Annotated in this window: 26 protein-coding genes; 22 read left to right on the plus strand and 4 right to left on the minus strand. The window is 55.1% G+C overall.

Features of this window, described 5'->3' with window-relative positions; genetic code table 11:
* Positions 1-49: 49 nt before the first annotated feature.
* The 8 genes from KVT38_RS13520 to KVT38_RS13555 all read left to right on the plus strand — a co-directional run bounded on the left by KVT38_RS13520 (position 50) and on the right by KVT38_RS13555 (position 6,689).
* Complete coding sequence (locus KVT38_RS13520; RefSeq protein ID WP_217594254.1) at positions 50-472, plus strand: DoxX family protein; 423 nt, start codon at positions 50-52, stop codon at positions 470-472.
* A 105-nt stretch (positions 473-577) separates the two neighbouring features.
* Positions 578-1,057: a GyrI-like domain-containing protein gene (locus tag KVT38_RS13525; protein WP_217594255.1), complete on the plus strand. Its 480-nt coding sequence runs from the start codon at positions 578-580 to the stop codon at positions 1,055-1,057.
* 25 nt (positions 1,058-1,082) lie between these two features.
* A complete protein-coding gene (locus KVT38_RS13530; protein WP_217594256.1) occupies positions 1,083-1,550 on the plus strand; it encodes a phage tail protein in 468 nt (155 codons plus the stop codon).
* A gap of 205 nt (positions 1,551-1,755) precedes the next feature.
* A complete protein-coding gene (locus KVT38_RS13535; protein WP_217594257.1) occupies positions 1,756-3,036 on the plus strand; it encodes an ABC transporter substrate-binding protein in 1,281 nt (426 codons plus the stop codon).
* Positions 3,037-3,066: 30 nt separating this feature from the next.
* Positions 3,067-3,990 carry a carbohydrate ABC transporter permease gene (locus KVT38_RS13540; protein WP_217594258.1) on the plus strand — a complete coding sequence of 308 codons (924 nt, stop codon included), beginning with the start codon at positions 3,067-3,069 and terminating at the stop codon, positions 3,988-3,990.
* Positions 3,990-4,814: a carbohydrate ABC transporter permease gene (locus tag KVT38_RS13545; RefSeq protein ID WP_217594259.1), complete on the plus strand. Its 825-nt coding sequence runs from the start codon at positions 3,990-3,992 to the stop codon at positions 4,812-4,814. Before KVT38_RS13540 ends, KVT38_RS13545 begins: the two co-directional genes overlap by 1 nt.
* Before the next feature lie 33 nt (positions 4,815-4,847).
* Positions 4,848-5,846 carry an SIS domain-containing protein gene (locus KVT38_RS13550; protein ID WP_217594260.1) on the plus strand — a complete coding sequence of 333 codons (999 nt, stop codon included), beginning with the start codon at positions 4,848-4,850 and terminating at the stop codon, positions 5,844-5,846.
* A gap of 21 nt (positions 5,847-5,867) precedes the next feature.
* Positions 5,868-6,689 (plus strand): PfkB family carbohydrate kinase, encoded by an 822-nt coding sequence (locus KVT38_RS13555; RefSeq protein WP_217594261.1) that lies wholly within the window; start codon positions 5,868-5,870, stop codon positions 6,687-6,689.
* A gap of 177 nt (positions 6,690-6,866) precedes the next feature.
* On the opposite strand, the gene KVT38_RS13560 is transcribed toward KVT38_RS13555, so the two are convergent.
* Positions 6,867-7,010, minus strand: a complete 144-nt coding sequence (locus KVT38_RS13560) for a hypothetical protein (protein WP_217594262.1) — start codon at positions 7,008-7,010, stop codon at positions 6,867-6,869.
* On the opposite strand from KVT38_RS13560, the gene KVT38_RS13565 reads away from it, so the two are divergent.
* The 3 genes from KVT38_RS13565 (at position 7,002) to KVT38_RS13575 (ending at position 11,041) form a co-directional block, all read left to right on the plus strand.
* A complete protein-coding gene (locus KVT38_RS13565) occupies positions 7,002-8,609 on the plus strand; it encodes a sensor histidine kinase (RefSeq protein WP_217594263.1) in 1,608 nt (535 codons plus the stop codon). The two genes, KVT38_RS13560 and KVT38_RS13565, sit on opposite strands and share 9 nt — an antisense overlap.
* Before the next feature lie 7 nt (positions 8,610-8,616).
* Positions 8,617-10,161, plus strand: coding sequence for a response regulator (locus tag KVT38_RS35370; protein WP_217594264.1), 1,545 nt, complete (start codon positions 8,617-8,619; stop codon positions 10,159-10,161).
* 97 nt (positions 10,162-10,258) lie between these two features.
* Positions 10,259-11,041, plus strand: a complete 783-nt coding sequence (locus KVT38_RS13575; protein WP_217594265.1) for an immunity 22 family protein — start codon at positions 10,259-10,261, stop codon at positions 11,039-11,041.
* 6 nt (positions 11,042-11,047) lie between these two features.
* On the opposite strand, the gene KVT38_RS13580 is transcribed toward KVT38_RS13575, so the two are convergent.
* Positions 11,048-11,581: a TetR/AcrR family transcriptional regulator gene (locus KVT38_RS13580; protein WP_217594266.1), complete on the minus strand. Its 534-nt coding sequence runs from the start codon at positions 11,579-11,581 to the stop codon at positions 11,048-11,050.
* A gap of 117 nt (positions 11,582-11,698) precedes the next feature.
* Between KVT38_RS13580 and KVT38_RS13585 the strand changes: the two genes are divergently transcribed.
* The 4 genes from KVT38_RS13585 (at position 11,699) to KVT38_RS13600 (ending at position 16,678) form a co-directional block, all read left to right on the plus strand.
* A complete protein-coding gene (locus KVT38_RS13585; RefSeq protein ID WP_217594267.1) occupies positions 11,699-12,742 on the plus strand; it encodes an SDR family oxidoreductase in 1,044 nt (347 codons plus the stop codon).
* Positions 12,743-12,843: 101 nt separating this feature from the next.
* Positions 12,844-13,521, plus strand: a complete 678-nt coding sequence (locus KVT38_RS13590) for a response regulator transcription factor (RefSeq protein WP_217594268.1) — start codon at positions 12,844-12,846, stop codon at positions 13,519-13,521.
* On the plus strand, positions 13,518-14,885 hold the full coding sequence (locus tag KVT38_RS13595) for a HAMP domain-containing sensor histidine kinase (protein WP_217594269.1): 1,368 nt from the start codon (positions 13,518-13,520) through the stop codon (positions 14,883-14,885). Before KVT38_RS13590 ends, KVT38_RS13595 begins: the two co-directional genes overlap by 4 nt.
* Positions 14,886-14,974: 89 nt before the next feature.
* Positions 14,975-16,678 (plus strand): S41 family peptidase, encoded by a 1,704-nt coding sequence (locus KVT38_RS13600; protein WP_217594270.1) that lies wholly within the window; start codon positions 14,975-14,977, stop codon positions 16,676-16,678.
* 377 nt (positions 16,679-17,055) lie between these two features.
* Here KVT38_RS13600 and KVT38_RS13605 read toward each other — a convergent pair whose 3' ends face one another.
* The gene (locus KVT38_RS13605; protein ID WP_217594271.1) at positions 17,056-17,613 is read right to left on the minus strand and encodes a GbsR/MarR family transcriptional regulator; all 558 of its coding nucleotides are present in this window, start codon (positions 17,611-17,613) and stop codon (positions 17,056-17,058) included.
* Between the two features lie 261 nt (positions 17,614-17,874).
* Between KVT38_RS13605 and KVT38_RS13610 the strand changes: the two genes are divergently transcribed.
* The 5 genes from KVT38_RS13610 (at position 17,875) to KVT38_RS13630 (ending at position 22,187) form a co-directional block, all read left to right on the plus strand.
* Positions 17,875-19,074 (plus strand): quaternary amine ABC transporter ATP-binding protein, encoded by a 1,200-nt coding sequence (locus tag KVT38_RS13610; RefSeq protein WP_217594272.1) that lies wholly within the window; start codon positions 17,875-17,877, stop codon positions 19,072-19,074.
* A complete protein-coding gene (locus KVT38_RS13615; RefSeq protein ID WP_217594273.1) occupies positions 19,071-19,904 on the plus strand; it encodes an ABC transporter permease in 834 nt (277 codons plus the stop codon). The genes KVT38_RS13610 and KVT38_RS13615 overlap by 4 nt, the downstream gene beginning before the upstream one ends.
* A 12-nt stretch (positions 19,905-19,916) precedes the next feature.
* Positions 19,917-20,777 carry a glycine betaine ABC transporter substrate-binding protein gene (locus tag KVT38_RS13620; RefSeq protein WP_217594274.1) on the plus strand — a complete coding sequence of 287 codons (861 nt, stop codon included), beginning with the start codon at positions 19,917-19,919 and terminating at the stop codon, positions 20,775-20,777.
* 159 nt (positions 20,778-20,936) lie between these two features.
* The gene (locus tag KVT38_RS13625) at positions 20,937-21,560 is read left to right on the plus strand and encodes a GntR family transcriptional regulator (RefSeq protein ID WP_217594275.1); all 624 of its coding nucleotides are present in this window, start codon (positions 20,937-20,939) and stop codon (positions 21,558-21,560) included.
* Positions 21,561-21,752: 192 nt separating this feature from the next.
* A complete protein-coding gene (locus KVT38_RS13630) occupies positions 21,753-22,187 on the plus strand; it encodes a TIR domain-containing protein (protein ID WP_217594276.1) in 435 nt (144 codons plus the stop codon).
* Positions 22,188-22,230: 43 nt separating this feature from the next.
* Here KVT38_RS13630 and KVT38_RS13635 read toward each other — a convergent pair whose 3' ends face one another.
* Positions 22,231-23,139: an amidoligase family protein gene (locus KVT38_RS13635; protein WP_217594277.1), complete on the minus strand. Its 909-nt coding sequence runs from the start codon at positions 23,137-23,139 to the stop codon at positions 22,231-22,233.
* A 287-nt stretch (positions 23,140-23,426) separates the two neighbouring features.
* Between KVT38_RS13635 and KVT38_RS13640 the strand changes: the two genes are divergently transcribed.
* Together KVT38_RS13640 and KVT38_RS13645 are read left to right on the plus strand one after the other, a co-directional pair.
* Complete coding sequence (locus KVT38_RS13640) at positions 23,427-24,458, plus strand: LacI family DNA-binding transcriptional regulator (RefSeq protein ID WP_217594278.1); 1,032 nt, start codon at positions 23,427-23,429, stop codon at positions 24,456-24,458.
* A 217-nt stretch (positions 24,459-24,675) separates the two neighbouring features.
* Positions 24,676-25,413 carry a glucosamine-6-phosphate deaminase gene (locus tag KVT38_RS13645; protein WP_217594279.1) on the plus strand — a complete coding sequence of 246 codons (738 nt, stop codon included), beginning with the start codon at positions 24,676-24,678 and terminating at the stop codon, positions 25,411-25,413.
* Positions 25,414-25,488 lie beyond the last annotated feature (75 nt).

A 25,488-nucleotide genomic window follows, 5' to 3' on the forward strand; every position in this document is an offset into this window, starting at 1 on the left:
TAAGCTCATCAAGCGGAAAAACAAATAACGAAATCCAGGAGGAATGGAAATGAACACGATGACCGGAAATGAAAAGATCGCAAAGGCAGGAACTCGCCCGACGGGAAGGACGGCCGCATATTGGATCGTTACCGCCATTCTCGCCTTCTCTATCGCCTTAAGCGGGATCGGGCAGTTGATGCGGTATGGCGGCAATGTCGATTTGGTCACCGCGATCGGATTCCCGTTGTACATCACGAGCATACTGGGGACGTGGAAGTTGCTTGGCATCGTCGCGATTCTCATCCCGGGCTTTCCCCGGCTGAAGGAGTGGGCGTACAGCGGCATCTTTTTCCTCATGACGGGCGCGTCTATGTCTCATGTGTTGGCCCATGATTACGGCGATGGCGGATTTAACGTGATTCTCCCGCTTTTCTATGCCGCGCTCGCCGTCGCTTCCTGGGCGCTGCGTCCAAATAGCCGCAAACTTTAAAAAGTCACACTAAAACGTAGCAGATTTTGACACCGTTTATGGTTATGATAGACCTATCAAGCGATTCGCCCCATCCATTCAACCATTTATAAAGGAGTTGGAATTATGGCAACCTATGCGTTTGAGGAAAAAGACAGCTTTATCGTGCTCGGGATCGGAACGGAGCTGAAGAGCGATTACACCGATTATGTCGGTATCAATAAGGAAAAGGAAAGCTTCTGGCGGACGGTGGAGCAGGATGGAAGACTCGACACGTTAAAAGCGATCGCCGCGAACGAATTCATCTTTGCCGTCAACGAAGCGGTCAATCACAAGATGATGTATTACGCCGGCGTCATGACCGATGCATCGGTACCGGAAGAGCACAGAGTGATCCAATTTCCCAAGGGACAATACCTCGTCGTCAGAGGCGAAGGGAAGTCGGCCGACGAGCTCAGCAGCATGCTGACGGGCATTGCCTTCGGTCAAGCCTTGCCGGCCGCCGATAATTACGCCTATGTGGGCGGTCCCAATGCGACGGTCGAGATGGGGCAGCGGGACGGCCTCGTCTATGGCGAGATGTGGGTTCCGGTCGTCGAAAAATAAACGAGAACAGCAGGAGGAATGAGCCATGTCCATGATCGTTGATTTTAAAAATGTGTCCACCGCCGGTTTGGAATCTTCGCCGGTAGCCGAAGCGCTGGCCGGTTTGCGTGCGAACGAAGCCCGGTACTTCATGAACAAATACAAGCATGAATTTACGGTCGTACCCGCCGGCGAAAGCCGGGAGACGCTGGATTACGTAGAACGGGTGTTGCGGGAAGAACGGGGCATCGTCTTTGCCGCCCGACCGCTGGAAACGTCGCGTTTTCAAGTCGAAAATATCGACTGGGCCTACGTCTTCTACGAGGACGGCCTGGAGGTCAACGTGCTGTACACGATAGACGATCCGAAGAAGCGCGCCGTCGGCTTTAAGCTGTCCGAGGGGATGGAAGTGCCCAAGGAGCTGGAGGAGAAGAAGTTCAAATTCGCCAGGCAGAAGTCCAAGCTGGCGGGCACCATCCGGGGTTCGTTTTTCGTCATTAAAGGCGAGTATTGAGGCGAGCAAGCATAATAGAAACCGTCAGGGGCGCTTTTCCCCTGGCGGTTTTTATTTTCGGGGGGAATGTTAAGGGATTGTTAAAAAGACGTCAAAAAAGATCAATGTTTCGATCAAAAAACATCAAATGGTTTAAAACCATCGATGCTACACTGAGACAGATTCAACGCTTGGGCATCATCCAACTTAGGGAGGAGAAAAACAGGTGGGGAAAATCATTCGCATGCTTTTGATCTCCGTGATGGTGGCTGTCTCGATTACCGCTTGCAGCGGCAAATCCGAACAAGAGGCTGCACCGTCCACATCGGCATCCGCGGGGGGAGCAGGCTCGTCCGTCGGCGAAAAGACAAAAGTCGTGTTCTCGACCGGCATTCCGGATAATGCCTGGAGACGCGCGCTGGAGTTTTTTATGAATACGGCCAACGAAAAGCTGAAGGACAAAAACATCGAAGTCGTCGCGGAATATTATCCGTCCGAGGAGGAAATGTGGAAGGTTCTGCCTGCGCAGATCGTGTCGGGCTCGGCGCCGGATCTGATCGGGTTGAACAACGAGGGCGTCCTGGAGCTCATCACGAACGGGACCTTTACTTCTCTGGACGACCTGATCAAGGAAGTCGGCTATGACACAAGCAAGCTCGATGCCGCGAACGTCAACGGGTGGAAGTATGAGGGCAAGCAGTACGCGCTGCCGTTGACGACCACGATCAGCGCGCTGGCGGTCAATATGACGATGCTCAAAGAAGCGGGCATCGCAGAAGCGCCCAAGACGATGGACGATCTGGTCAAGGCGGCGCTTGCGGTGACCGATAAGGAAAAAGGCCAATATGGCGTCGGCGTCAATCTTCACGAATTCCACATCTCGCAGTACTTGCACGCCTTCGGCGGCGGCTGGAATTTCGGCAAGGATATGAACAGCGCGGGCAATCAGCAAGGCCTGCAGTTCATCGTCGACCTGTTCAACAAGCATCATGTCGCAGCTACGCCCGCACAGCTTGGCGTAAACGGCGATACCGACGCCTTCGCGTCCGGCAAAGTGGCGATGACGACGGCCGGCCCCTGGTATGTCGCGACGCTGCGCGACAAGAAGGTCGACTTTGAATGGAAGCTGGTCCCGATTCCGGAAGGCACGGTTCAGAAGTCGACGCTGTACGGCTGGGCGCTCGCCATGCTGGATTCCGCGAAAAATAAACAAGCGGCGATGGAAGTCATCGCAGCCATGCTGAGCGACGAGTCCTATCGTTATCTTGCAGAGGAACGAGGCGATATTCCCGCCAAGACCTCCTTCGTCCCCACGTACGAACAGCTCTATCCGGAAATGAAAGTGGTGCTGGAAACGGCGGGTTCGGCGGTCGCCTTCAATTACCCGGTTGCGGCCAATCGCTTCAAGACGGATCTGGTCACCGGAATGGAGTCCATCATCTTCCAGAATCGCGGCAATGTCAATGAACTGCTGGAGAAGATGGCCACGGACGGTTATCAGAAATGATCGATTGTTGCTGCGGAGGAGGGACACCGTATGGCATCGACTGCAGCCAAAACCAAATTATCGTTGGCCCAAAGAGATTATGTCGCAGGCTACATTTTCGTAGCGCCTATTCTGCTGCTCATGCTCGTCTGGTTTTACTATCCGGCGCTTCAATCTCTGCTTTACAGCTTTCAGGAAATTAATTTCCTAAAAATGGCGGACGCCCGGTATATCGGCCTGGGCAATTTTCAAAAGCTGTTCGCCGATCCTGCGTTTTGGCAGGCTGCCAAAAACACGGTGATCATCACCGCTGTCAGCGTGCCGGCGCTCGTGATCTTCGGCTTTCTCGTCGCCTACAACATCGAGGCCGTCATGCGCGGCAAGGCGGCCTATCGCACGCTGTATTATATACCCGCGGTGACGTCGGCGGTCGCGCTGACCATCTCGGTCATGTACCTGTTTATCGAGCGCGGCGCGATCCCGACCTTGCTAAATCGCGTGTTCGGCATTCCCGATGTCACCTGGCCCGCCGATACGCGAACGGCGCTTGCTTTCGTTTGCATCCTCGTGATTTGGAAGAACCTCGGATTTTTCGTCGTCTTGTTCATCACCGGCCTGCAAGCCATCTCGAACGAGATCATCGAAGCGTCCAAGGTCGACGGCGCCACCGGCCTGCAGCGCATGTGGTACATCACGATTCCGCAGCTGCGGCCGACAACCTCGCTGGTCGTCATTCTTAGTATTATTTGGTGCATGCAGTGCTTCGACGAGCCCTATACGCTCGCGCGCTCCGGCGGCGTCGTCGGCAGTCCGGCAGGCACGACCAGTACGCTGGTCACGTTCTTCTATTCGCAAAACTTCCGTTACTTCAATCCCGGTTACGGCAGCGCAGCCGCCTTCGTGATCTTCGCGGTGCTCATGCTGGTCTCGGTTATCCAACGCGCGTATTCAGGCCGCAGTCAGGACCACGCATGATGAACAAGGCCAAACTTCAGCTTAGATCGCTATCCGTCCTTCGCCACTTCGGCTTGATCGGGTTCGTGCTCCTTTATTTGCTGCCTTTCCTGTTTGCGCTGTACACTTCGTTCCTCGGCAAGCCGGATATCGGGAAGTTCGTCTGGCCGGATCGCTGGGTATTCGAGAACTACCGCGATGTCTTTAACGCAGGCTTGCTTAACTGGTACAAAAACACGGCCATTATGAGCGGCGGCATTATACTCGGCAATCTGGTCGTTAATACGATGGCCGGATACGCGCTGGCCAAGATCAAATTTCCGGGCAACAAGCTCGTATTTTTTATCATCATCGGCACGATGATGATTCCGGGGCAAGTGACGCTGGTGCCGATTTACACGATGAGCGTGCAGCTGGGATGGGTGAACACCTATCAGGCGCTGATCATCCCTTTTCTCACGAGCGGCATGCTTACTTTTTTCATGAGACAGTTCTTCTTGTCCATCCCTCACGAGATCGAGGAAGCCGCGCGGATCGACGGCCTCGGCAGATTCGGCATCTTCTTCCGCGTCGTTCTTCCCAATGCCAAGACGGCGCTGGCTACGCTGGTCATCTTCGCCTTTAAGGACAGCTGGAACGCATTTTTGTGGCCGGTAACGCTCACGAACAGACCCGACATGCACGTCATTACGGTCGGTCTCAATTCGCTCAAGGGACAGTATTACGAGTGGATCAACATCACCATGACCGGCGTCGTATGCGCCACCTTGCCGATGGTCATCGTTTTTATCATTTTGCAGAAGCATTTCACCAAGAGTATGGCCATGGTAGGCATCAAAGGTTAACGATATCAGACGTAGAAAAGGAGATTATACGATATGTTGCATGCAGATAAACTTGAGCTTGTTCGCCAGCAGATTGCCTCTTTAAAAAAAGCGGTGGAAGGCCGCGATTTGCAGACCGTATACTTCGTATCCTGCGGTGGCTCGCTTGCGACCCTGTACCCGGGCAAGTACATCATGGAACGCGAGACGGACAAAGTGTTTACAGGATTCTATACGTCCAACGAATTTTATCAAGATCCGCCGCGCCGCCTCGGCAAGGATTGTCTCGTCATCCTGAACTCCCAAAGCGGCGGCACGCCGGAGACCGTATCGGCCGCCAAGCTGGCTAAAGAACACGGGGCGCTGACAGCGTGCTTCACCACGGCACCGGGGTCCGCGCTGGAGCAGGCTGTCGATTACCCGATCTATTACTACGATGATCCGGTCAACCCCTACCCGATGGTGCTCAGCATCTATCCGGAAGTGTACATGATGATCTTCGCCTTGCTGGATGCGCTGGACGGCACCGGGCGCGCGGCGGACATGGACGCGGCCATGCTGGCGCTCGAAGCGATTTGCGATCAGGCTGCCGTAGAGCACAAGTCCCGTATCCGTCAGTTCGCGCTCTCGCACCTCGAAGAGCCGATCATTTATACGATTGCCGCGGGTCTCAACTGCTCCGTCTCCTACGTACAGACCAATTGCAATTTTATGGAGTCGATCTGGATACATTCCTCCCCGCTGCACGCCGGCGAGTTTTTCCACGGCGCGTTCGAAGCGATCGGCAAGGACACGCCTGTGTTCGCCTATCTGGGCACCGGCAAGACCCGTCCGATGGAAGAACGGGCGGTCAAGTTCCTGCAGCGCACCACGAGCAAGCTTACCGTGCTGGACGCGGCCTCCGTCGATCTGTCCGGCATTGCGGAATGGACGCGGCCCTACGTTGGCACGCTTGTATTGAACAATCTGGGCACGCGCTACTGCACGGAGATCTCTGCGATCAAAGGGCATCCGATGTCGTCCCGCCGCTATATGGGCGTCGAAAAGTATTAACGGCAAGGGGGCGCCGCACGGATGAAAATCTTGGGCGTAGGCGACAGCGTCATGGACGCTTATCTTCACAAGAAGCTGCTGTATCCCGGCGGAAACGCCGTAAACGTGCCAGTTCTGGCCCTCCGCTGCGGCGCGAAGGCGGCGGGTTATATCGGCTTGATGGGCGACGACGAGCCCGGCCGCCACTTTGTCCGGGCGCTCGAGGAGGAAGGCCTGGACACTCGCCGGATACGCGTGCTGCACGCGAAGACCGCGCAGAACTATATCCGCGTGGACGAGACGGGCGATCGCCACTTCGTCGGCAACAACGGCTTCGACGTGGCGCAGTTGATGGCCCAGCTGCGGCTTCGCGACGAGGATTATGCGCTGATGGAGCAGTACGACCTGGTCCATACGAGCGTGCACAGCTTTCTGGACGAATTTCTGCCGGCGATCGCGCGGAGAGCGCCGCTGTCGATGGACTTTTCAGACGGCTACACGCCTCAGAATATCGAGCGGATCTGCCCGCTTTTACGGTTTGCCTTTTTCTCCGGGGGCGGCAAGTCGGACGAAGAGGTGGACGATCTGGCGCAGTTGGCGCTGCGCAGCGGCGCGCGCACCGTCGTCATTACCCGCGGCCTGCAAGGCTCCTGCATATTCGAGCAAGACCGCAAGCTGACGCAGAAGGCGGTTCGGGTAGACGCCGTAGATGCGCTTGGCGCAGGCGACGCATACATTGCCGCCTTCCTTACCGCTTATTTTAGCAATGGCGGCGATGCTGCGCTTGCCGCCGAATCCGCTTCGGCTTTTGCCGCGCAGAGTTGCCTGCACCATGGCGCATTCGGATGCGAGCTTCAGCTGTGATCCGATCGGATTTTTCGCACCATGCTTACGTATGAAAAGGATGTGGCCGCTTGCGGTCACTCTTTTCTTATTGTTGCCGCTATTTTTTGCTAAACTAGTTATGACACATTCTGCGTGACCGTCGGGGGAATCGACATACGGCCAAAGAGATCGAATCAGCTGTGGAAGAGCGGAATCTTAAAAAAAATCATGCTTTTTCTTGTGTTCGGGTTTCTTTTTCCGCTGGTTATTGCGGTTCTCTTTTTTCTGCAGCGCCTCTATCAGGAAATGAGCGTCCAGGCGATCGCATCCTACCAAAATGTCAATCAGCAAATGCTGCAAACGCTGGGCTCCGTATTGGACAGCGTCAACAAGTATACGACGTACCCGTACTACAACAGCGATTTTCAATCATTTTTGCATCGCGACTATCGGACGGAGCGGGGTCTGCTGGACATCACGACCGATACGCGGCTGTACAAGCGCTATGTTCACGAGCAAATATTAAGATATAACAGCAAGATCAGTACGGCCGTGCTGTTTAATACGACTTCCGATACCCGGTTCGTCGGCGGGTATTATCCGGACGAGGACGTCATGCGCGCCCTGGATCGGACGATGTCCCGTTTGCAGGATGCGAATGCGGCGGACGGCACGACCGTTACTTTTCAAGGGCTCGACCGTTATCGCGCCACCTATATTGCCTCGGCGCGCCCCATCTTCGATCCCGCGGACCGGCGTTATTTGGGTTACTTCTGCCTAATCATTAATGCGCAGGAATTGAATGAGACCTTCCGTCACCAGCGGCAGAACGGCGTTCGCCGCTATATTCTGGATCAGAACATGAAGATTGTCTACGACAGCGGCGGAGAACGGATCGGATTGACCGCCGATGGTCCGCTTGCGGCATTCGCCGCCATGGAGACGGATTACAAGCAGCAAATGCTGGACGGCCAGCATATGGCGCTGCTGAAGAGCGTATCCGAGCCTACGGGCTGGCGCGTGGTCACGTTCGTCAATTCGGATCTTTTATTCGAAGACGTCCGCAAACGCCAGCAAAATTTAACGCTTATCCTGATGGCGATGCTGCTGGCGGCGATCGGCGCCGCGATCTGGTTCGCCGTATCGATCTCTCGCCCCATCAATCGCTTGCGCCATGTCATCGCCAGCAACGTCGAGAAGCGCTTCCGTACGCTTGTGCCGGTAACGTCGAACGACGAGGTCGGCGATCTGGCGCACAGCTTCAACCAGATGCAGGAGGAGATGAAGCAGCTGCTGAGCCAGGTCGTGGCGCAGGAGCGGGCGAAAAGAACGGCCGAAATCCACGCGCTGCAGGCGCAGATCAATCCCCATTTTCTTTACAATACGCTGAATACGATCAAGTGGATGGCCAATATGCAGTGTGCCGACAATATCGGCGAAGCCACCGCGAGTCTCATTTATATGCTCCGCTACGCATCGTCGATGCAGGGCGATCTCGTGACGATACGCGATGAACTGCAGTTCGTCGAAAAGTATCTTTCTCTGATGCAGCTGCGATACTGCGACCGGTTCGATGTGAGGTTCGACATCGAGGAGGAAGCGCTCGACGGCCTGAGTTTACGATTTTTGCTGCAGCCGTTCGTGGAGAATGCCATTTTTCACGGATTTCAAGGCAACGAAGCCGCCAATCTGCTGACCATCGGCGCGCGCGTCGATCGCCAGGACTTGATATTGACGGTGGAGGACAACGGCGTGGGGATGACCGACCGCCAATTGATGCATATTCAAGCGGACGATCTCCATCGCGAAGGCTTCAATTCCATCGGCATACGCAACGTCATGGAACGTATCAAGCTGCATTACGACGACAGGTACGGAGTCGTTTTATCCAGCGGGCCGATGCGCGGGACCCGGGTCGTCATTAACCTTCCAATGGAAACGAACAAGGCGGGACGGTGAAGCATGCATGCGGATTATGATCGTAGACGACGAGACGTTTTTCCGGACCAGCTTTGAAAAATACATCGATTGGCAATCGCTCGGGTGCGAGGTCGTCGGTCTCGCCTCCAACGGGCAGGAAGCGCTGGAAGCGATCGGCCGCTTACAGCCCGATCTTGTATTTTTGGACATCCAGATGCCCGTGATGAACGGACTTGAATTTCTTGAAAGGTACGGCGGGCAGAAGCAGAAGCACAAAGCTCGCATCGTGGTGCTGAGCAGTTTTCATGAGTTCGAGTATGTCCGTCAGGCGTTGCGGTTCGGAGCGGCGGATTATATTCACAAGGAAGAAATGGGAGGCGAGCTGCTCGCGCGCATCATCGAGCAGCAGAGCGATGCGATGCAGGCGCTTCGCAGCTCCGGGTCCGAACGACCGGGCCCGCTCGCCTCGCAAGCCTACCTGCAAAAAATGCTGCACGATTTGGACTTCGAAGCGCTGGACGACGGTTCGTCCAGTCCGGCCTTGTCGATTCGACCCGGTCATCTTTATGTGATTACGATGCGATTTCGCCAGTTTCCCGCCATCAAGCAGCGCTACCGGGGCCATGAGCATCGGCTGTACGAAGGCGTGCAGGCGACGATGAAGGAGATGCTGGGCGGGCAGAAGGAACTGGAATGCCTGTTCTACGACAAACGCACGTTCTGCATGATTAAATCGTTCTCCGACACCGCTTCGCGGTTGAGCATGCAGACGGAGATCGCCTATCTGGCTCAAAAAGGCGTCACGGGATTGCGGCGTTTTTTTAACTTGCAAGCCTGCGTCGGCGTCAGCCGTGCGCATCGGTCGTTCAGAGACTTGGCGCAAGCGGCGGAAGAGGCGATTATGGCCGGCATGATGGAGTTTACGTCCGCCAAGGATGCGGTGCGCTATTATTCGGATATGCAGCATTGCCGCTTCGTGGAGCATGTCTCGACGGACAAGCTCTGTCGCGCCCTTGAGACCGCTTCGCCGGATGACTGGATGAAGCTGCTTCAAAGCGGCTTTTACGTCGATGACGCGCAGGCGATTCTGAGCCCGGCGGCAACGGCCGTAGCGGCCAAAAACATCGTATGCCATTTTGTCGCCAGCCCGGACGGACGGGACAGGGCGTTCCATCAAATCGAAATGGCCGAGAGCCGGGACGAGATGCTTGAGCTTCTTGCGCAGCTCCTGCATAGGCGTCATGTCGTGAGCACGTCCAAGTCAGATAGCGGCCATCCGTTGATCGCGGCCGTCCGGGGGATTATTCACGAGCATTACGCGCACGCCGCCCTGTCGCTGGAGCAGATCGCCTCGCAAGTCAACGTAAGCGAAAGCTATCTAAGCCGGATCTTCCGGAAGGAAGTCGGATTGACGGTCACCGATTATATTAATCGTACGCGAATCGACAACGCGCTTCATCTGCTGGAGGGCGGCGAGGACCGGATCTATCAGGTGGCGTACGCCGTCGGCTACAGCAATGTCGAACATTTCAACCGCACCTTTAAAAAGCTCACGGGCCGCTCCCCCGGCTCCTTCCGCGCGCGCAAATAGAGGGCGGGCGTGCACGCGCTTCGCCATTCATTCTCAAGCTCGCTTTCTTAGATGTATTTGTATAATATAGGATCAAATACAAGCAAGGGAGATTTGAATGATGCCTAGCATGCACGTATGGGTAGGATATTTTGAATCTGAAGAACAGTTTGAGCAATATGTAGACCAAAAGGAATATTTAAAGGCTTGGGCCATTTACGATAACGAACCTCCAACAGGGGGAGCGGAAGATGCAGAACCGAGTCCTGCGTTACGATGTGAATTTTGCAAGGAAGTCGAGCTGGACACCTATGACGAAGACTACATAGAACTACAATATTACGGAGATTCAGTGGATATAGATCGCATAGCCGATGCCGTTATGGCCGATAAAGAAGAGCTCGCAAGGTTGTGGAGTCGGCATCGGTTGGATCGGGTGAATGCGCTGATCGCCTACGAAGACAAGGATTTAAGCACGGAGAGCGCGTCAAAATCCGTTCGTACAACATACTTGGGCAAGGTAAACAGGATTACTGAAAATAAAGAAGCCGATCGTGCTTCCGTTCATTATTTATGGGTTGGGGAAAGCGAGACGCTGTCCATACAAACGTCCGCAGCGGTAAAAAAAGAATTGCAGAAAATGAACATCGACGAAGATGCGATTGGAAATATTCATTTTTACTATAGTCGTAAAAAGGAAAAGCTGGACGAAATGATCATCATGCAAGTAGAAGACTTTCATGTTGCGGAAAGCATGATTTTAAAAGTCGACGACATGCAAATATCCCCTACGGCAAATGCCATTCTCGATTTGATTGTATATGAAAAATTTAAAATAGACGGTTCGGCGATCGGTTCTGCTTTAGGGATGACGTATATCGGAAAATTTGATTCTGAATGAATCGCCTCATCGATGAAAAAGCCGAATGAGGTTCGAGATTTCTTCCAGCGTTTCCTGTTGACCGTTTTTGATCCACGTGATCCAAACTTCAAAAACGCCGGCGCTCATATAGTGAATCCAATAGTTTCGTTTTGCGCCCGTCCAGTCGGGAAACGGATTTAACCCATCGTAAAACCGCGCAATATGGCTTTTAAAAACCTGATACAGCAAGTCGGTGCAGCCGGCCTCGATCGCCAATCGGATCTCGCTTGTCATGGCGTGGAAAAAATGCGTCAAGTCCGCTATTTTCTGCTCATGGCTGATTTGATTGGCGATTTTATTAAAAATATCCGCGAATTTGGGTTCATAGTAAGCAGTGAATACTTGCTCCAAGCTTTCGTAATTTCGATAAAACGCCATTCGGCTGACGCCGGCTTTTTTGACGACTTCCGAAACGGTCAGCTTAGCGATTTTCTTTGTTTTCAAAAGCTCAAGCAGAGCCAAGGTGATCCATTCCTTGGTGTCTTTTCGTATCGCTTGCGCGTGCTCGGTCGCTGCCATAACAGATCCTCCATTTTGTCACACATGCCTCTTTGCCGCTTGTATGCAATAAGCTTCAGTCTTATTATAAAGGCAAATCTGTTACATGTGTAACGTTAAATAAATGGAGGCTTCGCGATGCCGGAAAATAACAACCCGCTCGTTTTAGTGACCGGAGGCTCGGGCTTTATTGCGGTTCATATTATTTTAAATTTGCTGGCGAAAAAGTACCGCGTGCGGACGACGCTCCGCACGATGGACAGACAGGACGAGGTCCGAGCGATGCTAAGATCGGGCGGGATCGCCGATTTTAACGACTTGTCGTTCGTTCAAGCCGATCTTACTTCCGATACGAACTGGAAGGATGCGACCGAGGGAGCGGACTATGTCATCCATGTCGCTTCTCCGACGCCCAATCGAATCTACAAAGACGAGGATGAAATGATTCGGCCCGCGGTCGAAGGCGTACTGCGCGTGCTGAGAGCTGCGCGCGATGCTGGCGTCAAACGCGTCGTACTGACCTCCGCCTTCGGCGCGATCGGGGTGGGACATCGTCGTCACATCGGTCCGTATACCGAGACGGATTGGTCCAATACGGACGCCAACATTCACCCCTACCAGAAGTCCAAGACGCTCGCCGAGCAAGCTGCCTGGCGGTTTGTTCAACAAGAAGGAAAGGGAATGGAGCTGGCGACCGTTAATCCAGTCGGGGTGATGGGACCGATTCTGGGCCAGGATTATTCCCATTCCAACGACATCGTTCGTCAGATGCTGGAGGGCAAGCTGAAGGCCGTCCCCAAAATTTTTTCGGATTACGTGGACGTGCGGGACGTTGCCGAACTGCATGTATTGGCCATGACACGTCCCGAAGCCAAAGGCGAACGCTTTATCGCCTCCACCGCGGAAAATCTTTCAACGCTGCAGGTCGCGAATATTTTGCGGAAGCATCTGGGGGACGATGCGAAGGATGTACCAAAGAAGGAAGTGGCGAATACGATCGTTCGCGCGGCGGCCATATTTAATCCCAAGCTAAGAATGATCGCGACGCTCTTGGGCAAAGATTTGTCCACGAGCAACGAGAAGGCCAAACGTCTGCTGGGATGGACGCCGCGTTCGGCGGAGGAAGCGATTGTCGCGACCGGCAGAAGCATGATCAAAGTTATGAAGGGGCAAATGAAATAATACGTGCTGCAATAACCAATTGTTGTAACTTATTGCGGCAATTTATATAATACGACCATGAAAACGTTCAGCAGAGCGGGGATTGTGGAGGCGAAAAAGACATGACCCGAATTGTTGTCGCAGACGACGACGCGCACATCCGCAAGCTCATCGCCTTGTATTTGCAGAACGAAGGATTTGACACCGCCGAGGCGTCGGACGGGATCGAGGCGCTCTCCCTCATGGAGCAGTCGTCTGTCGATGCCGTGATTCTCGATATTATGATGCCGTACATGGACGGCTGGGAATTGTGCAGGGAGATTCGGCGCCTCTACCCGGAGATGCCCCTGCTGATGGTGACGGCCATCGGCGAATCGGCGCAAAAGGTGAAGGGCTTTCAGCTTGGCACGGACGATTATGTGACCAAGCCCTTCGATCCCTTGGAGCTTGTGATGCGCGTAAAAGCGTTGCTGAAGCGTTATCGGATCGCTGCCTCCCAGATCGTCCGATTGGGCGGGATCGTGTTGGACCGGCGTGCCGGCAAAGTGTTCCGCGAAGGCGAAGCGCTTCTCATACCTCTAAAGGAGTTTGAGCTGCTGTTTATGCTGGCCTGTCACCCGGGACAAATATTGACCAGAGCGCAGCTGATCGTGCAAATCTGGGGGATGGATTACGAAGGCGACGACCGAACCGTCGATGTCCATATTAAACGGATCAGGGAGCGATTCGCCGAAGATACCGGGCATTTTCGCATCGAGACGGTGCGCAGTCTCGGATACCGGCTAGAGGTGCATCAATGACGAGGTCTTTGTACACCCGCGTCGTGTTCACGTTTTTGGCCGCCATGGCCATCGGGCTGATTGTCTCCGTTGTTGCCGCGCTGGCGCTGTTCGAGAAAAAAATAGACCGCATCGGGCAGAACGATCTGATCGCCGCAGGCGAGGAGATCATTCGCGTCTATGAACAGACGAGCCCGGCGAGCATGGAAACGTTCATGCCAAGCATGGTGAAGCTGACTTCCTATTCGGTTCAACTGTACGACGGCTCCGAAACGATGCGTTCATTCAAATACAGCTCCGAAACGAACGATCTCGCGATCTCGCAGGAAGCCATTCGTCTTGTCAGGGAGGGGGCGATCTACCGATCCACCCGCAAGGACAAGGTGACGTTCATCGGGCTGCCCTTCCAAGTCGGAAGCGAGCGGCAAGCTTTATTTTTACGGCCCTCCTCCAAGAACGAGCCCACCCTCATTCGCTTGGCGCTGACCATTCTGCTATTCGTCCTGGTGACGGGCAGCGTCTGTATTCTCATCGCCGCTAGGTATATGGTCAAACCAATCAAGACGCTTACTGCCGCCACCAAGCGGCTTGCGGGAGGCGATTTTGATGTGGAATTGGGCGTGAAGCGCAAGGACGAGTTGGGCGCCCTGGCTCGAAGCTTTAACGAGATGACGATAGGGCTTAGGCAGCTGGAGCAGATGCGCCAGGAGTTTGTCACGAATGTATCTCACGAGATTCAGTCTCCTTTAACGTCCATCGCCGGTTTCGCGAAGGCCCTCAAGGACATGAATGCGATAGCCGAGGACGAGCGAGCGCAGTATCTGGACATTATCCTGGCGGAAAGCGGGCGCCTGTCCAGACTGAGCGACCATCTGCTGAAGCTCGCCTCTCTCGACTCCGATCGTCATCCGTTGGTATACGCTACCTATCGTCTTGACGAGCAAATCAGGCAGGTAGTCGTCCATTGCGAACCGCTCTGGTCGGAGAAAAACATAGCGGTGGATTTGGATCTGCCGCAGGCTGCCGCAATAACGGCCGATCGGGATCAGCTCGATCAGGTATGGACGAACTTGCTCGGCAATAGCATCAAGTTTACGCCCGCAGGCGGCTTCGTCCATTTTCGAGTTCATACTCGCATGGATGGGTACACCGTCACTTTAACCGACTCCGGGATCGGGATCGCGCCCGAACAGCTGAGCCGCGTTTTCGAGCGTTTCTACAAGACGGACCGGTCCCGGAGCCGCAGCGGCGGCAGCGGTCTTGGACTCGCCATCGTCAGCAAAATTGTCGCACTCCACCAAGGCGACATTCGGATCGAGAGCAACGTTGGGCAAGGCACAACCATCATCGTCGATCTGCCCGCCGTCCCGCCTGTCAAAGCGTAAAGCGATTCACGCTCCGTTCATATTTCCCCTCTACGCTTCCGAGTGTATCGCAACCGATACGGGAGCGAAGGAACGGGAGGAAACGGAAAATGAGCGTTATCGGTACGATCGATTCGGTAAAATGGCTGACGGTTTATGAGCTGACGATGTGCGTCATCAGTTTGTTCGTGTTGACGGTTTACGCGGTACCGATCAAGAGGTATCGCAGATGGTTTGATTTTTTGCCTGGTGCGGGTATGCTGGCAGCCTTGGCAAGTCTCCTTTCCGGGGACACGACCCTTCTGGCCTTGATTCTCGATTCGTTGACGCTGCTCGTGTTTTTAGGCACGGTCAGGAGACTGTATAAGCCTAAAGTCTGGACGGTTCCGAACAGGAAAATATTTAGAATCGTCAGACGCGTCATTTGCGCAGCCGGCGTCGTTCCCATTGTGTTTGCGCTGGCATACGCAGGAGTCATGCGGTACAACCCCGTCAGCGACTTCAGCACGATGAACTATTCCAAAGCCTTCGTGAAGATGAACGAGCGATTATCGCGGGAGTATCCGTTCGGGGAATGGAAACAGGTCGATTGGAACGAGCGTCGAAGCAAGTACGAGTCCGTCTTCAAACAAGCCGAGACAGACAAAGACGCCGCCCTGTATTACAGAACGCTAAGAGAATATTTGTTCTCTCTGCGGGACGGGCACATTAAGATCGTCAACGATTCTGTGTACGAAGGGAATGCGTTATTTAAAAAGGAAGTTGGCGGCGGCTTCGGACTGAGCACCGTTCAATTGGACAACGGCAAAGTTCTCGTTAGTCTTGTGCTGGAGAACAGTCCTGCGGCTGCAAGCGGAATCAAGCTGGGCGCCGAGATTGTCGCCTGGGACGGGAAGCCGGCGAAGGCCGCCTTCGATCAGACGACATGGAGCGAGAGCGGCATGGCTACGGATAAAGTGAAGCGGCTCAATCAGGGCCGATTCATGGTACGTGCGCCCATCGGCAAGGAAGTGCAAGTCGAATTTCGCAATTGGGGAGAATCCGTCTCGTCCCGGACGAAGCTGACGGCTTACGACGACGGGTTCGAAACATTAAAGCAAACGAAGAACAAACTGACCCCCGCGGATCTAAAGTCTTCCCCGATTGAAGGGGAAATGCTTGATCGAGGCTACGGCTATGTGAAAATCAAGCATTTTCTCCCCCGATCGAACGCCGCCTCACCGGAGAAGAGCCTGGCGAAGCTATTGAAAATGTTTCAGGAGAAGCATGCCAAAGGTCTAATCATCGATCTGCGGGACAACCCCGGAGGGGAGGACCAGCTTGCGGCCGATCTGGCCGGCTTCTTCGTCAAGTCGACGAAGCACTACGAATACGTCAGTTATTACAACAGGTACACGGGAAAGTTTGAACAGAACCGGAATGAAGTCGTCAAGGTCAAGCCCGCAAAGCCTTATTACGACGGCAAGGTGGCCATCTTGATCAACAGCAGAACCGGCAGCACGGGCGAAGGGATGCCCCTTGTACTGAAAGGGATGCCCAATATTAAAGTAATCGGATTCACTTCAACGGCAGGCTCGTTCGGCATCATGAGCAGCCCGATCGAGATCAAGATGCCGGAAGGCTACGTCATCCGGTTCCCCGACGGCAGGTCGCTCGATCAGAACAAAAGAGTCCAGGGAGATGCCGACCAAACCGGCGTGGGGGGCGCGATTCCCGACATCGAAATTCCACTGAATGAAGCAACGTTCAAAGCAAGCGTGATGGACGGGGTAGACGTCGAGCTGGAATATGCGATCGAAGCGCTGAAGAAATAGGCGACGTTCGTCGCAACGAAATGAGCCTTACGGGGGCGTTAGGCGGCGGGCACCGGACTCAGGTGACGCTATTTCGTTAAAAACGGTCCAAACTGCGATCGTTGCGGACCGGAGGGACGTTATTGTCCGGGATCAAGGCTAAATAAGGCCGCCAATCCCGCCTTAGCGGCTCCTGAGTCCGCAGACGGGCCGCGAATCGCGATAGGAACAACAATAAGGGCTCCTCAGTCCGGTTTGCTAAGCGCCAATGCGCAACCCTATGCGGCTGCGGGCATGCGGGAATGAATCCGTCGGAGACTGAGGAGGAAAACCGGCTCCTGTCGATCGTGTGAATAACCCAAGAAAGCCGCCGGACTTCCCCGGCGGCTTTCCGCTTTTTATTCCTTCGGCACAATGTCGTAAATCCGGCCGCTCTCCAGCGTTTCAATGAATCGGAGCAGCCACTTGTAATATTTCACAGCTTCAAGAATCTTGGCCTCATCGGTCGCGAGCAGCTCGGACAGTTTTTCGTTGCCCGCCTCCTGCCCTGCCCGGATGGCCTCGATGTCCTTCAGCGATTTGGACAAGGCGTTCATGTTCGCTTCCACGGCTTTTCTCCACTTGATGGAGAAAAAATCGGTGAAGTTCTGGTGCCAGTCCGGCGTCACCTCGTACAGATCCTTGCGCGAGCCTTTGCCCCACACTTTATCAATCATTTTCAGATCAAGCAGCGTGCGGACGCCCGTGCTCATCGAGGTCTTGCTCATGCCCATCGATTGGCTCAAGTCGTCGAGCGTCATCGGGTCGTTGCTGAAATACATGTATCCGTATAAATGGCCGATCGAAGAAGTGATCCCGTACAGATCCATATTCTTGCCGATCGTGTCGATTACGCGTTCTCGGACTTTGCGCACCCGGTTCGCTTCTTCCGGCGCGATTCCATCGAAGTCGTTCATGCAGTCCCTCCTGAAGGATAAGCCTCCGCTAGCCAAACTCTCATCCATATTGTAAACAAACCGCTCTTTACAAGTAAAGGAGCCATCACTACCGGAAATGAGAGGAAAACCGAGTATTCTTTACGATAAGTACGTAAAGTATAAACTGTACAAAGTTAACGGACGCTCAGCCGTTTTGACCGTTTTAGCGAGCGGACGATACACTTCTAACTAGTTAGCAAGCCAACTATTAGACGAAGATTCAGAGACGAGGGGGGTTACATGCCGATTCTAGAGGTGAAAAAGCTGACCAAGGTGTTCGGGCCGGATTCGGGCAGGGCGCTGTCGCTGCTGAACCAGGGCTGGTCCAAGGAAAAGATACTGAAGGAAACGAAGCTGACGGTAGGCGTGAATCAAGCCGAGTTCAGCATCGAGAAGGGCGAGATTTTTGTCATCATGGGTTTATCCGGAAGCGGCAAGTCGACGCTGGTCCGGCTGCTCAACCGTCTGATCGAGCCGACCGCCGGGCAGATTCTGTTTAACGGCAAAGACGTGATGCAGATGAACGACGCCGAGCTTCGCCGTTTCCGCCGTCGCAACATTGGCATGGTATTTCAAAAGTTCGCGCTGTTTCCGCATAAGACCGTCCTCCAGAACGCCGAGTTCGGCTTGGAGATTCAAGGCATCCCCAAAGCGGAAAGACATGAGGCGGCGCAAAAAGCGCTGCATCTCGTCGGCCTGAAGGGCTGGGAGCAGAGCCGCCCCGATCAGCTGAGCGGCGGGATGCAGCAGCGGGTCGGGCTGGCCCGCGGACTCGCCAACGATCCCGATATCCTTCTGATGGACGAAGCGTTCAGCGCGCTCGATCCGCTCATCCGCAAAGACATGCAGCATGAACTGCTCGAGCTGCAGGCGCGTGTCAAAAAAACGATTGTCTTCATCACGCACGACCTCGACGAGGCGCTTCGCATCGGGGACCGCATCGCGCTCATGCGGGACGGTGCCATCGTGCAGATCGGCACGCCGGAGGAGATTCTGACGCAGCCGGCCAACAAGTACGTGGAGCGCTTCGTAGAGGACGTCGACCTGTCCAGGGTGCTGACGGCCGCCCATGTCATGCGCAAGCCCGAGACCATCCGGCCCGAGCGGGGACCGCGCGTCGCGCTCCAGCTCATGCGGGACAGCGGCGTCTCCAGTCTGTACGTGACGGACGCCGAATCCCGCTTGCTCGGCGTGCTGACGGCGGACGATGCCTCCCGCGCGAGCAAGGAGGGCTTGTCGCTCGACGCGGTATTGCAGCGGGAAGTGCCTTGGGCCGGTCCGGATACGCTGCTGAACGAGCTGTTCGAGATGATGGCTGAGGCGAGGCTGCCCGTAGCCGTCCTGGACGAGAATAAGCGGCTGCGCGGCATCGTCATCAAAGGCGCAGTATTGTCCGCGCTCGCAGGAAACGCGCTGCCGGAAGCGGGTGTCGCCAGATGAACATGCCGAAGCTTCCGATCGGAGATTGGATCGAACGGGCCGAGGACTGGCTGACGAACCATCTGGGACCTTTGTTCGACTTCATTCATGTCGTCATCGGCGGCATGGTGGACGGGATCGAGACGGCATTGACGTCCGTGCATCCGCTTGTCCTCATTTTAGTTATCACGGCGTTGTCCTACTGGATCGGCAAATGGAAGATCGCGTTGTTCGCGGTCATCGGGCTGCTGCTGATCTACGATCTCGAGCTGTGGGAGCCGTCAATGCAGTCGCTGGCGCTCGTCCTGACCGCCTCGATTCTGTCCGTCGTCGCAGGCGTGCCGATCGGCATCCTCTGCTCGCGGTCGAGAACCTTCCGCCATATCGTCACGCCGATCCTCGACTTCATGCAGACGATGCCCGCCTTCGTCTACCTGCTGCCCGCAGTCTCGTTTTTCTCGCTGGGCGTCGTGCCCGGGGTCATCGCCTCGATCATCTTCGCGATTCCGCCGACCATCCGTTTGACGGAGCTCGGCATCCGGCAGGTGCCCGCCGAGCTGGTCGAAGCGGCCGACGCGTTCGGCTCCACGCCCTCGCAGAAGCTGTTCAAGCTGCAGTTGCCGCTCGCGATGCCGACCATCATGGCCGGCGTCAACCAGACGATCATGCTGTCGCTGTCCATGGTCGTCATCTCCTCGATGATCGGCGCCCAGGGCGTCGGCGCATACGTGTACCGCGCCGTGACGCAAGCCAAGACGGGCGTCGGCTTCGAAGCCGGGATCGCGATCGTCGTCATGGCGATCTTGCTCGATCGTCTGACGCAGAACGCCTTCAAAAAACAAAAAATCTAGGGGGATTCACCGATGAAAAAATGGTTAGGTTTGCTGTCGCTCGCACTCGTCGTCGCTTTGGCGGCGGGATGTGCCGATAGCGGAAGCAAAAAGAAAGAGATCAAGCTCGCCTACGTCGCCTGGGATTCGGAGATCGCCAGCACGAATGTCGTAAAAACGGTGCTCGAGGATAAGCTCGGCTACGACGTCGAGATGCTGCAGGTCGATGCGGGCCCGATGTGGGCGGGCATCGCCGACGGCAGCGCGGACGCGATGGTAGCCGCCTGGCTGCCGGGGACGCATGCCACCTATATGGAGAAGTACCAGTCGAATGTCGAAGATCTGGGTCCCAACCTCGAGGGCACGAAGATCGGGCTCGCCGTGCCCGAGTATATGAACATCTCGTCGATCGAAGATCTGGCCAAGGCCGATGTCGCCAAGTCGCTGCAAGGCCAGATTATCGGCATCGAGCCCGGCGCCGGCATCATGATGGCAACGGAGAAGGCGCTGGAGCAGTACGGACTTAAGGACGTGAAGCTTCTGGAAAGCTCGTCCGCGGCGATGGCGCAGCAGCTCCAGAGCGCGTACGACAAGCAGCAGCCGATCGTCGTGACCGGCTGGACGCCGCATTGGATGTTCGCGAAAATGAAGCTGAAGTACCTGGAAGATCCCAAGGGCGTGTACGGCGGCGACGAGCAGATTCATACCGTCGTTCGAAAAGGCTTGAAGGACGACAAGCAGGATGCCTACGCATTCCTCGACAGCTTCAACTGGACGCCCGACGATATGGCGAAGGTGATGGTGGACATTCAAGAAGGACAATCTCCGGAGGATGCCGCCAAGGCCTGGGTCGACAGCCATGAAGACCAGGTGAACGCATGGCTCGGAAAATAAAGCCCGCGGCGCCTTGAATGCGGGACAGCTGGCGCTGACGACGGGAGCGATAAGACAACCGGCCGTTGCTCGCGCGTGTATCCGAAATCGATATTTACTTCATCTATCCAAAAGCGTATATTCATATCAGTCATATGAGTGGATAGGGGAAGAGCGGGGATGCACGACCAGGCAAGAGCCGGCTACAAATCGATTGCGCTCGATATCGCCCAACGAATCGTCAGCGGCGAGCTGCCCGAGAATAGCAAGATATCCGGGAGATCCCTTCTGGCAGGACAGTACCATGTATCCCCGGAGACGATCCGCAAAGCCATGGTTCTGCTCAAGGAAGAAGGCATCGTATCCGTGTCCCAGGGCAAAGAAATTACGATCGTTTCCGCGGTCAAGGCCCACGAATACATTTCAAGGAACAATTATTTGAAGTCCGTCTATTCGCTTAAACAGGAGATTCAGCAGCTGCTGGACGAGAAGCGCGGGGTGGATCGCAAGTTCGAGGATTTGCTCAACGATATCGTCGAAGCCTCCGACCGACTCAAAAACCTGAAGCCTTACAATCCCGCGGAGCTCAAAATCAATCAGGATTCGCATGTGATCGGGAAGACGATCGCAGGGCTGGCGTTTTGGCAAAATACCGGCGCGACCATCATCGCCTTGCGACGCGGCATTCACGTTTCCATCTCTCCAGGTCCACAAGTAGTGTTGCTCGAGAATGACGTCGTCGTCGTCGTCGGGGACGACGCCGCGCAGCGGAAAGCCGCGCAATTTTTGAATATGCCGCGCTGATCATCGTTGGTAAAAGCCATCGTTCGGATGGCTTTTTGTTTTCGACCGCAAACTTACAACTTGTAATTGATAATAAGGTTGTCAGTTAACCGCGTTTTTGGTATCCTTTTAAGGAACTCTATATGACATTCAAACGGTGGAGCCTGTCAACAAGGGCTCTTTCTATTTTATTTACGGTCAAAGGAGTCGGAAATGTCTATTCACAGAGAATCAAGCAGACCTTTTCATCTATACCTCAGCTATGCCTGGAACGATGGCCGTACATTGGACGAATTCAGAATGCTTCTGCAGCGCGAACAGTTCAAGCCTACGATCTCCATCCTTTCTCCCACGCATTCCGCGAATGGGGCCGAGGACGAGAGGGCGCTCTACCGTGTCATTAAAACGAAAATGAAGTTCTGCGACGCGGTCGTCATGCTTGGCGGGGAATACGTGAAGTACGGACGGTGGATCAACAAGGAGTTGATTGCCTGCAGGGACGGATTGCGCAAGCCGGTGATCTTCGTCCGCAGAGATCAAAGCGAGTCTATTCCTTTTATTTTGGAGCAGCATGCGGATACGATCGTCGATTGGGATGCCGCAGCGATTATAGGCGCGATCAGGCAACTGTCCGGCCGGCAAGCGTAAAAAGGCAAAAGCCCCCTCGCCGAGGGGGCTTTCGCCTTTCAAGTCATTCCTGCAGCAGGCCTAGGGCTTCCCAGCCCGCAGAAGTCATACGCAACAGGTGTTTGAACAATTGGCCTTCGCCATCTTCTATGGCAACCAGGAGCCCTTCCGGCCGGGGTAAAACATATAAAATTTCCCCATCCGGGACGAGGCTGCGCGCAAGCGGGGCCAGGATCGGCACCAGGGCATCCTCCAGCCATATTCGCTCGCGATACCATTGCGGGGCGGGCGTTGGCGGCGGATAACCGCCGACCGGTGCGCCCAGCTCGATCGCCAATCGGCGGGGATCGGACGACAGCCGGCGTCCCGCCCCTATGGCAGCCACGAACCGAAGACACAATTCGACGGTGTTGATCACTTCATCGTAGTCCAGGGAACCGTTCGCGTAGCGGATCTCTACGGTGCCGATATCGTACCAGGCCGCCAGATTGATGCCGCACCGATGGGATTGGGGGCGCCCCTTGCGGTGTAGCGCTGCTTCCCCTGGATCGGACATAAATTGATCGTACATCTCCCGCGTGACGGGCGGACAGAAGGGCAGACGGGCGTCGCCGGTATGGAGCAGATTCTTCAGCGCGTCTTGATACAGCAACGCCGCTTCCAGCAAGCGCGGCAACGCATCTTGCCCCCACGGCTCCAAGCCGACATGGACATGCAGGCCGCAGTTCCAATTGGCGCGGGCACCCGTCGCCTGGAGCCGCTTCAACATCTCGCGAATTTGCTCGCGATCCGCCCACCGGATCGGCGGCGGCTTGAGTTCGCTGCCCGATTCGGCTCCCGTATCGTCGATCTGCCGTTCATCCAACGACATGATCCAGCCCGGCAGCAGCTCGACGCGCTCGGGGCTGCCGCCGACAAACTCGATCTCCACGCCGAACCGCAATTCCTTCCAATCCTTCCATAAAGGCATCATTTATAATCTTCCTCTCTTCTTAAAGTCGCATGGGGTCGGACTGAAGAAGAAAGGAGGCGGACCACGGGCTTAGCGAGGCACTTTTTTTCTGGGCACGAGGGCTTCCTCCAATCGAAATTTTCTGGTTGATTGGTTACTTCGGCGTTATGCCTGCGATCTCCTGCATGGTCGAACGTCGTTGGCGACGGTCACCAAGCCCTCTCCTCTCCCGTTTTCTCATGCTGTGGGACTATGCTATATTTAGGCTATGTCGCCAAGGCAAATTCAGCACGTAAAAGAGGTTTTCCATGTCAAAGTCCGTGACGGTTCACGACATCGCCAAATTGGCCAACGTCTCTTCGGCTACGGTATCCCGGGTGCTCAGCAACAGCAATTATCCGGTCAGCGACAAGCTCAGAACCCGGATTCTCAAAATTGCGGAGGAAGTCAACTACGTTCCGAATTTGCTCGGCAAGCAGTTGAAAAAAAATTCGACGATGACGATCGGCGTCATTATTCCGTCGATCATTAATCCTTTCTACTCGTCCGTCGTGTTCGGCGTGGAGGAAGTGGCCAGGCAAGCGGGATTCACGGTATTCGCCTGCAATTCGCTGCAGGACCCGGAGCTTGAGGACGAGTACATCCAGACCATGATGGAAAAGCAGGTCAAAGGCGTAATTATCTCCTCCATCACGACAAATAAAGAGAAGCTGAAGCGGTTAATCGAGATGAACGTGAACGTCATTGCGATCGACCAGAAACTGGACGAGGAAGGCATCTCCCAGATCGAATTCGATCATCGCAAGGGAGGCTATCTGGCCGCCAAACATTTGCAAAGCAAAGGGCATACCCGTATCGGTTATGTGACGACCAAGCTCAACCGCCCCAGCCGACAAGGGATCTGCCGCGGCTACGTCGATGCGATGGAGGAAGCGGGTCTTGCGCCGTTCGTGGAAGAATACCGGTCGGACGAGCCGTTTAATCCGATCTTCGAATTCGAGACGGGCAGGGAGCTTGCCGGGCGAATGATGGATGCAGAACGCCCGCCGACCGCGATCTTCGCTTGCAACGACCTTCTGGCATTCGGCGTCATTCATGAGCTGACGGCTCGCGGGCTGCAAGTGCCGTCCGACGTATCGGTCATGGGATTCGACGGCATCGACGTCGGGCAGATGATCCATCCCCCGTTAACGACGATCAAGCAGCCCGATTACGAGATGGGCAAGATGGCATGCCGGATGCTGGTCGACATGACGAAGGGCGAGGACAAGCCGATGTTCAACGTTACGCTTCAACCTAAGCTGCTGGAGCGGCACTCGGTCCGGGATTTGAATGGCTGATGCTGGACCGTTTTTTGCCGTTTATTTAGTAATCGATTACTGATTTTAAGAAGCTGCACTACCGTACACTTGTGCGCGATTGATCGCAAAAACAGCAATATCAGCCTTGGATGGTGCACTTTTGCACGATAGCCATGACGGCCGTGGTTGAATTGCCAACACGATCATGTTACGCTTTATATAGAAATCGATTACTTTTTGGAGAGGATGAAGATCGATGCATTTGAACATATCGGATACGCCCGATCAATCGGGACTGGAAGCGGCGATCGAGGCGGAGCGAATTTTACAGGATACTTTGGCGAAGCAAAAAGAGGCGCGGCTGCTGTTGTCGACCGGCGCATCGCAGTTTCAATTTTTGAAGCACTTCACGGCCAGGAACATCGATTGGAGCCGGATCGAAATGTTCCATCTGGACGAATACATCGGCTTGCCGGAGTCGCATCCTGCGAGCTTTCGCAAATATCTCAAGGAACGGTTCCTTCGGGATGCGAAGGTGAAGCGCGCTTATCTGGTAGACGGGGAGGGAGCGGTCCCGGACGTGCTGAAGTCCCTTAAGGAAGAGATCGCCCGGGCCCCCATCGATCTGGCTCTGATCGGCATCGGAGAGAACGGCCATATCGCCTTTAACGATCCGCCGGCCGACTTTGACATCGAGGAGCCGTACATGGCGGTCGATCTGAACGACTCGTGCAAGGATCAGCAGGTCGGAGAGGGCTGGTTCGCATCGCGTGACGAGGTGCCGAAGCAGGCGATCACGATGACGGTGAAGCAAATTATGAAAAGCCGCCATATTCTCTCGGTCGTACCGCATGGGGTGAAGGCGGAGGCGGTTCGCAACACGATGCAGAAAAGCGTGGATCCGCAATTTCCTTCGACGATACTAAAGACGCATCCGCATTGGCAGCTGTATCTGGACCAAGCATCGGCGTCTTTGATCTATCAGCGAGGATAAGGATTGTCGTGCATCGCCGCAATCGTCTTGGCAGGAGGGGGCAGGTTTGCCATTTCTGCACGGCGCAAGCCGCCT

The sequence above is a fragment of the Cohnella sp. GbtcB17 genome, assembly GCF_019091135.1.
Lineage (GTDB): Bacteria > Bacillota > Bacilli > Paenibacillales > Paenibacillaceae > Cohnella.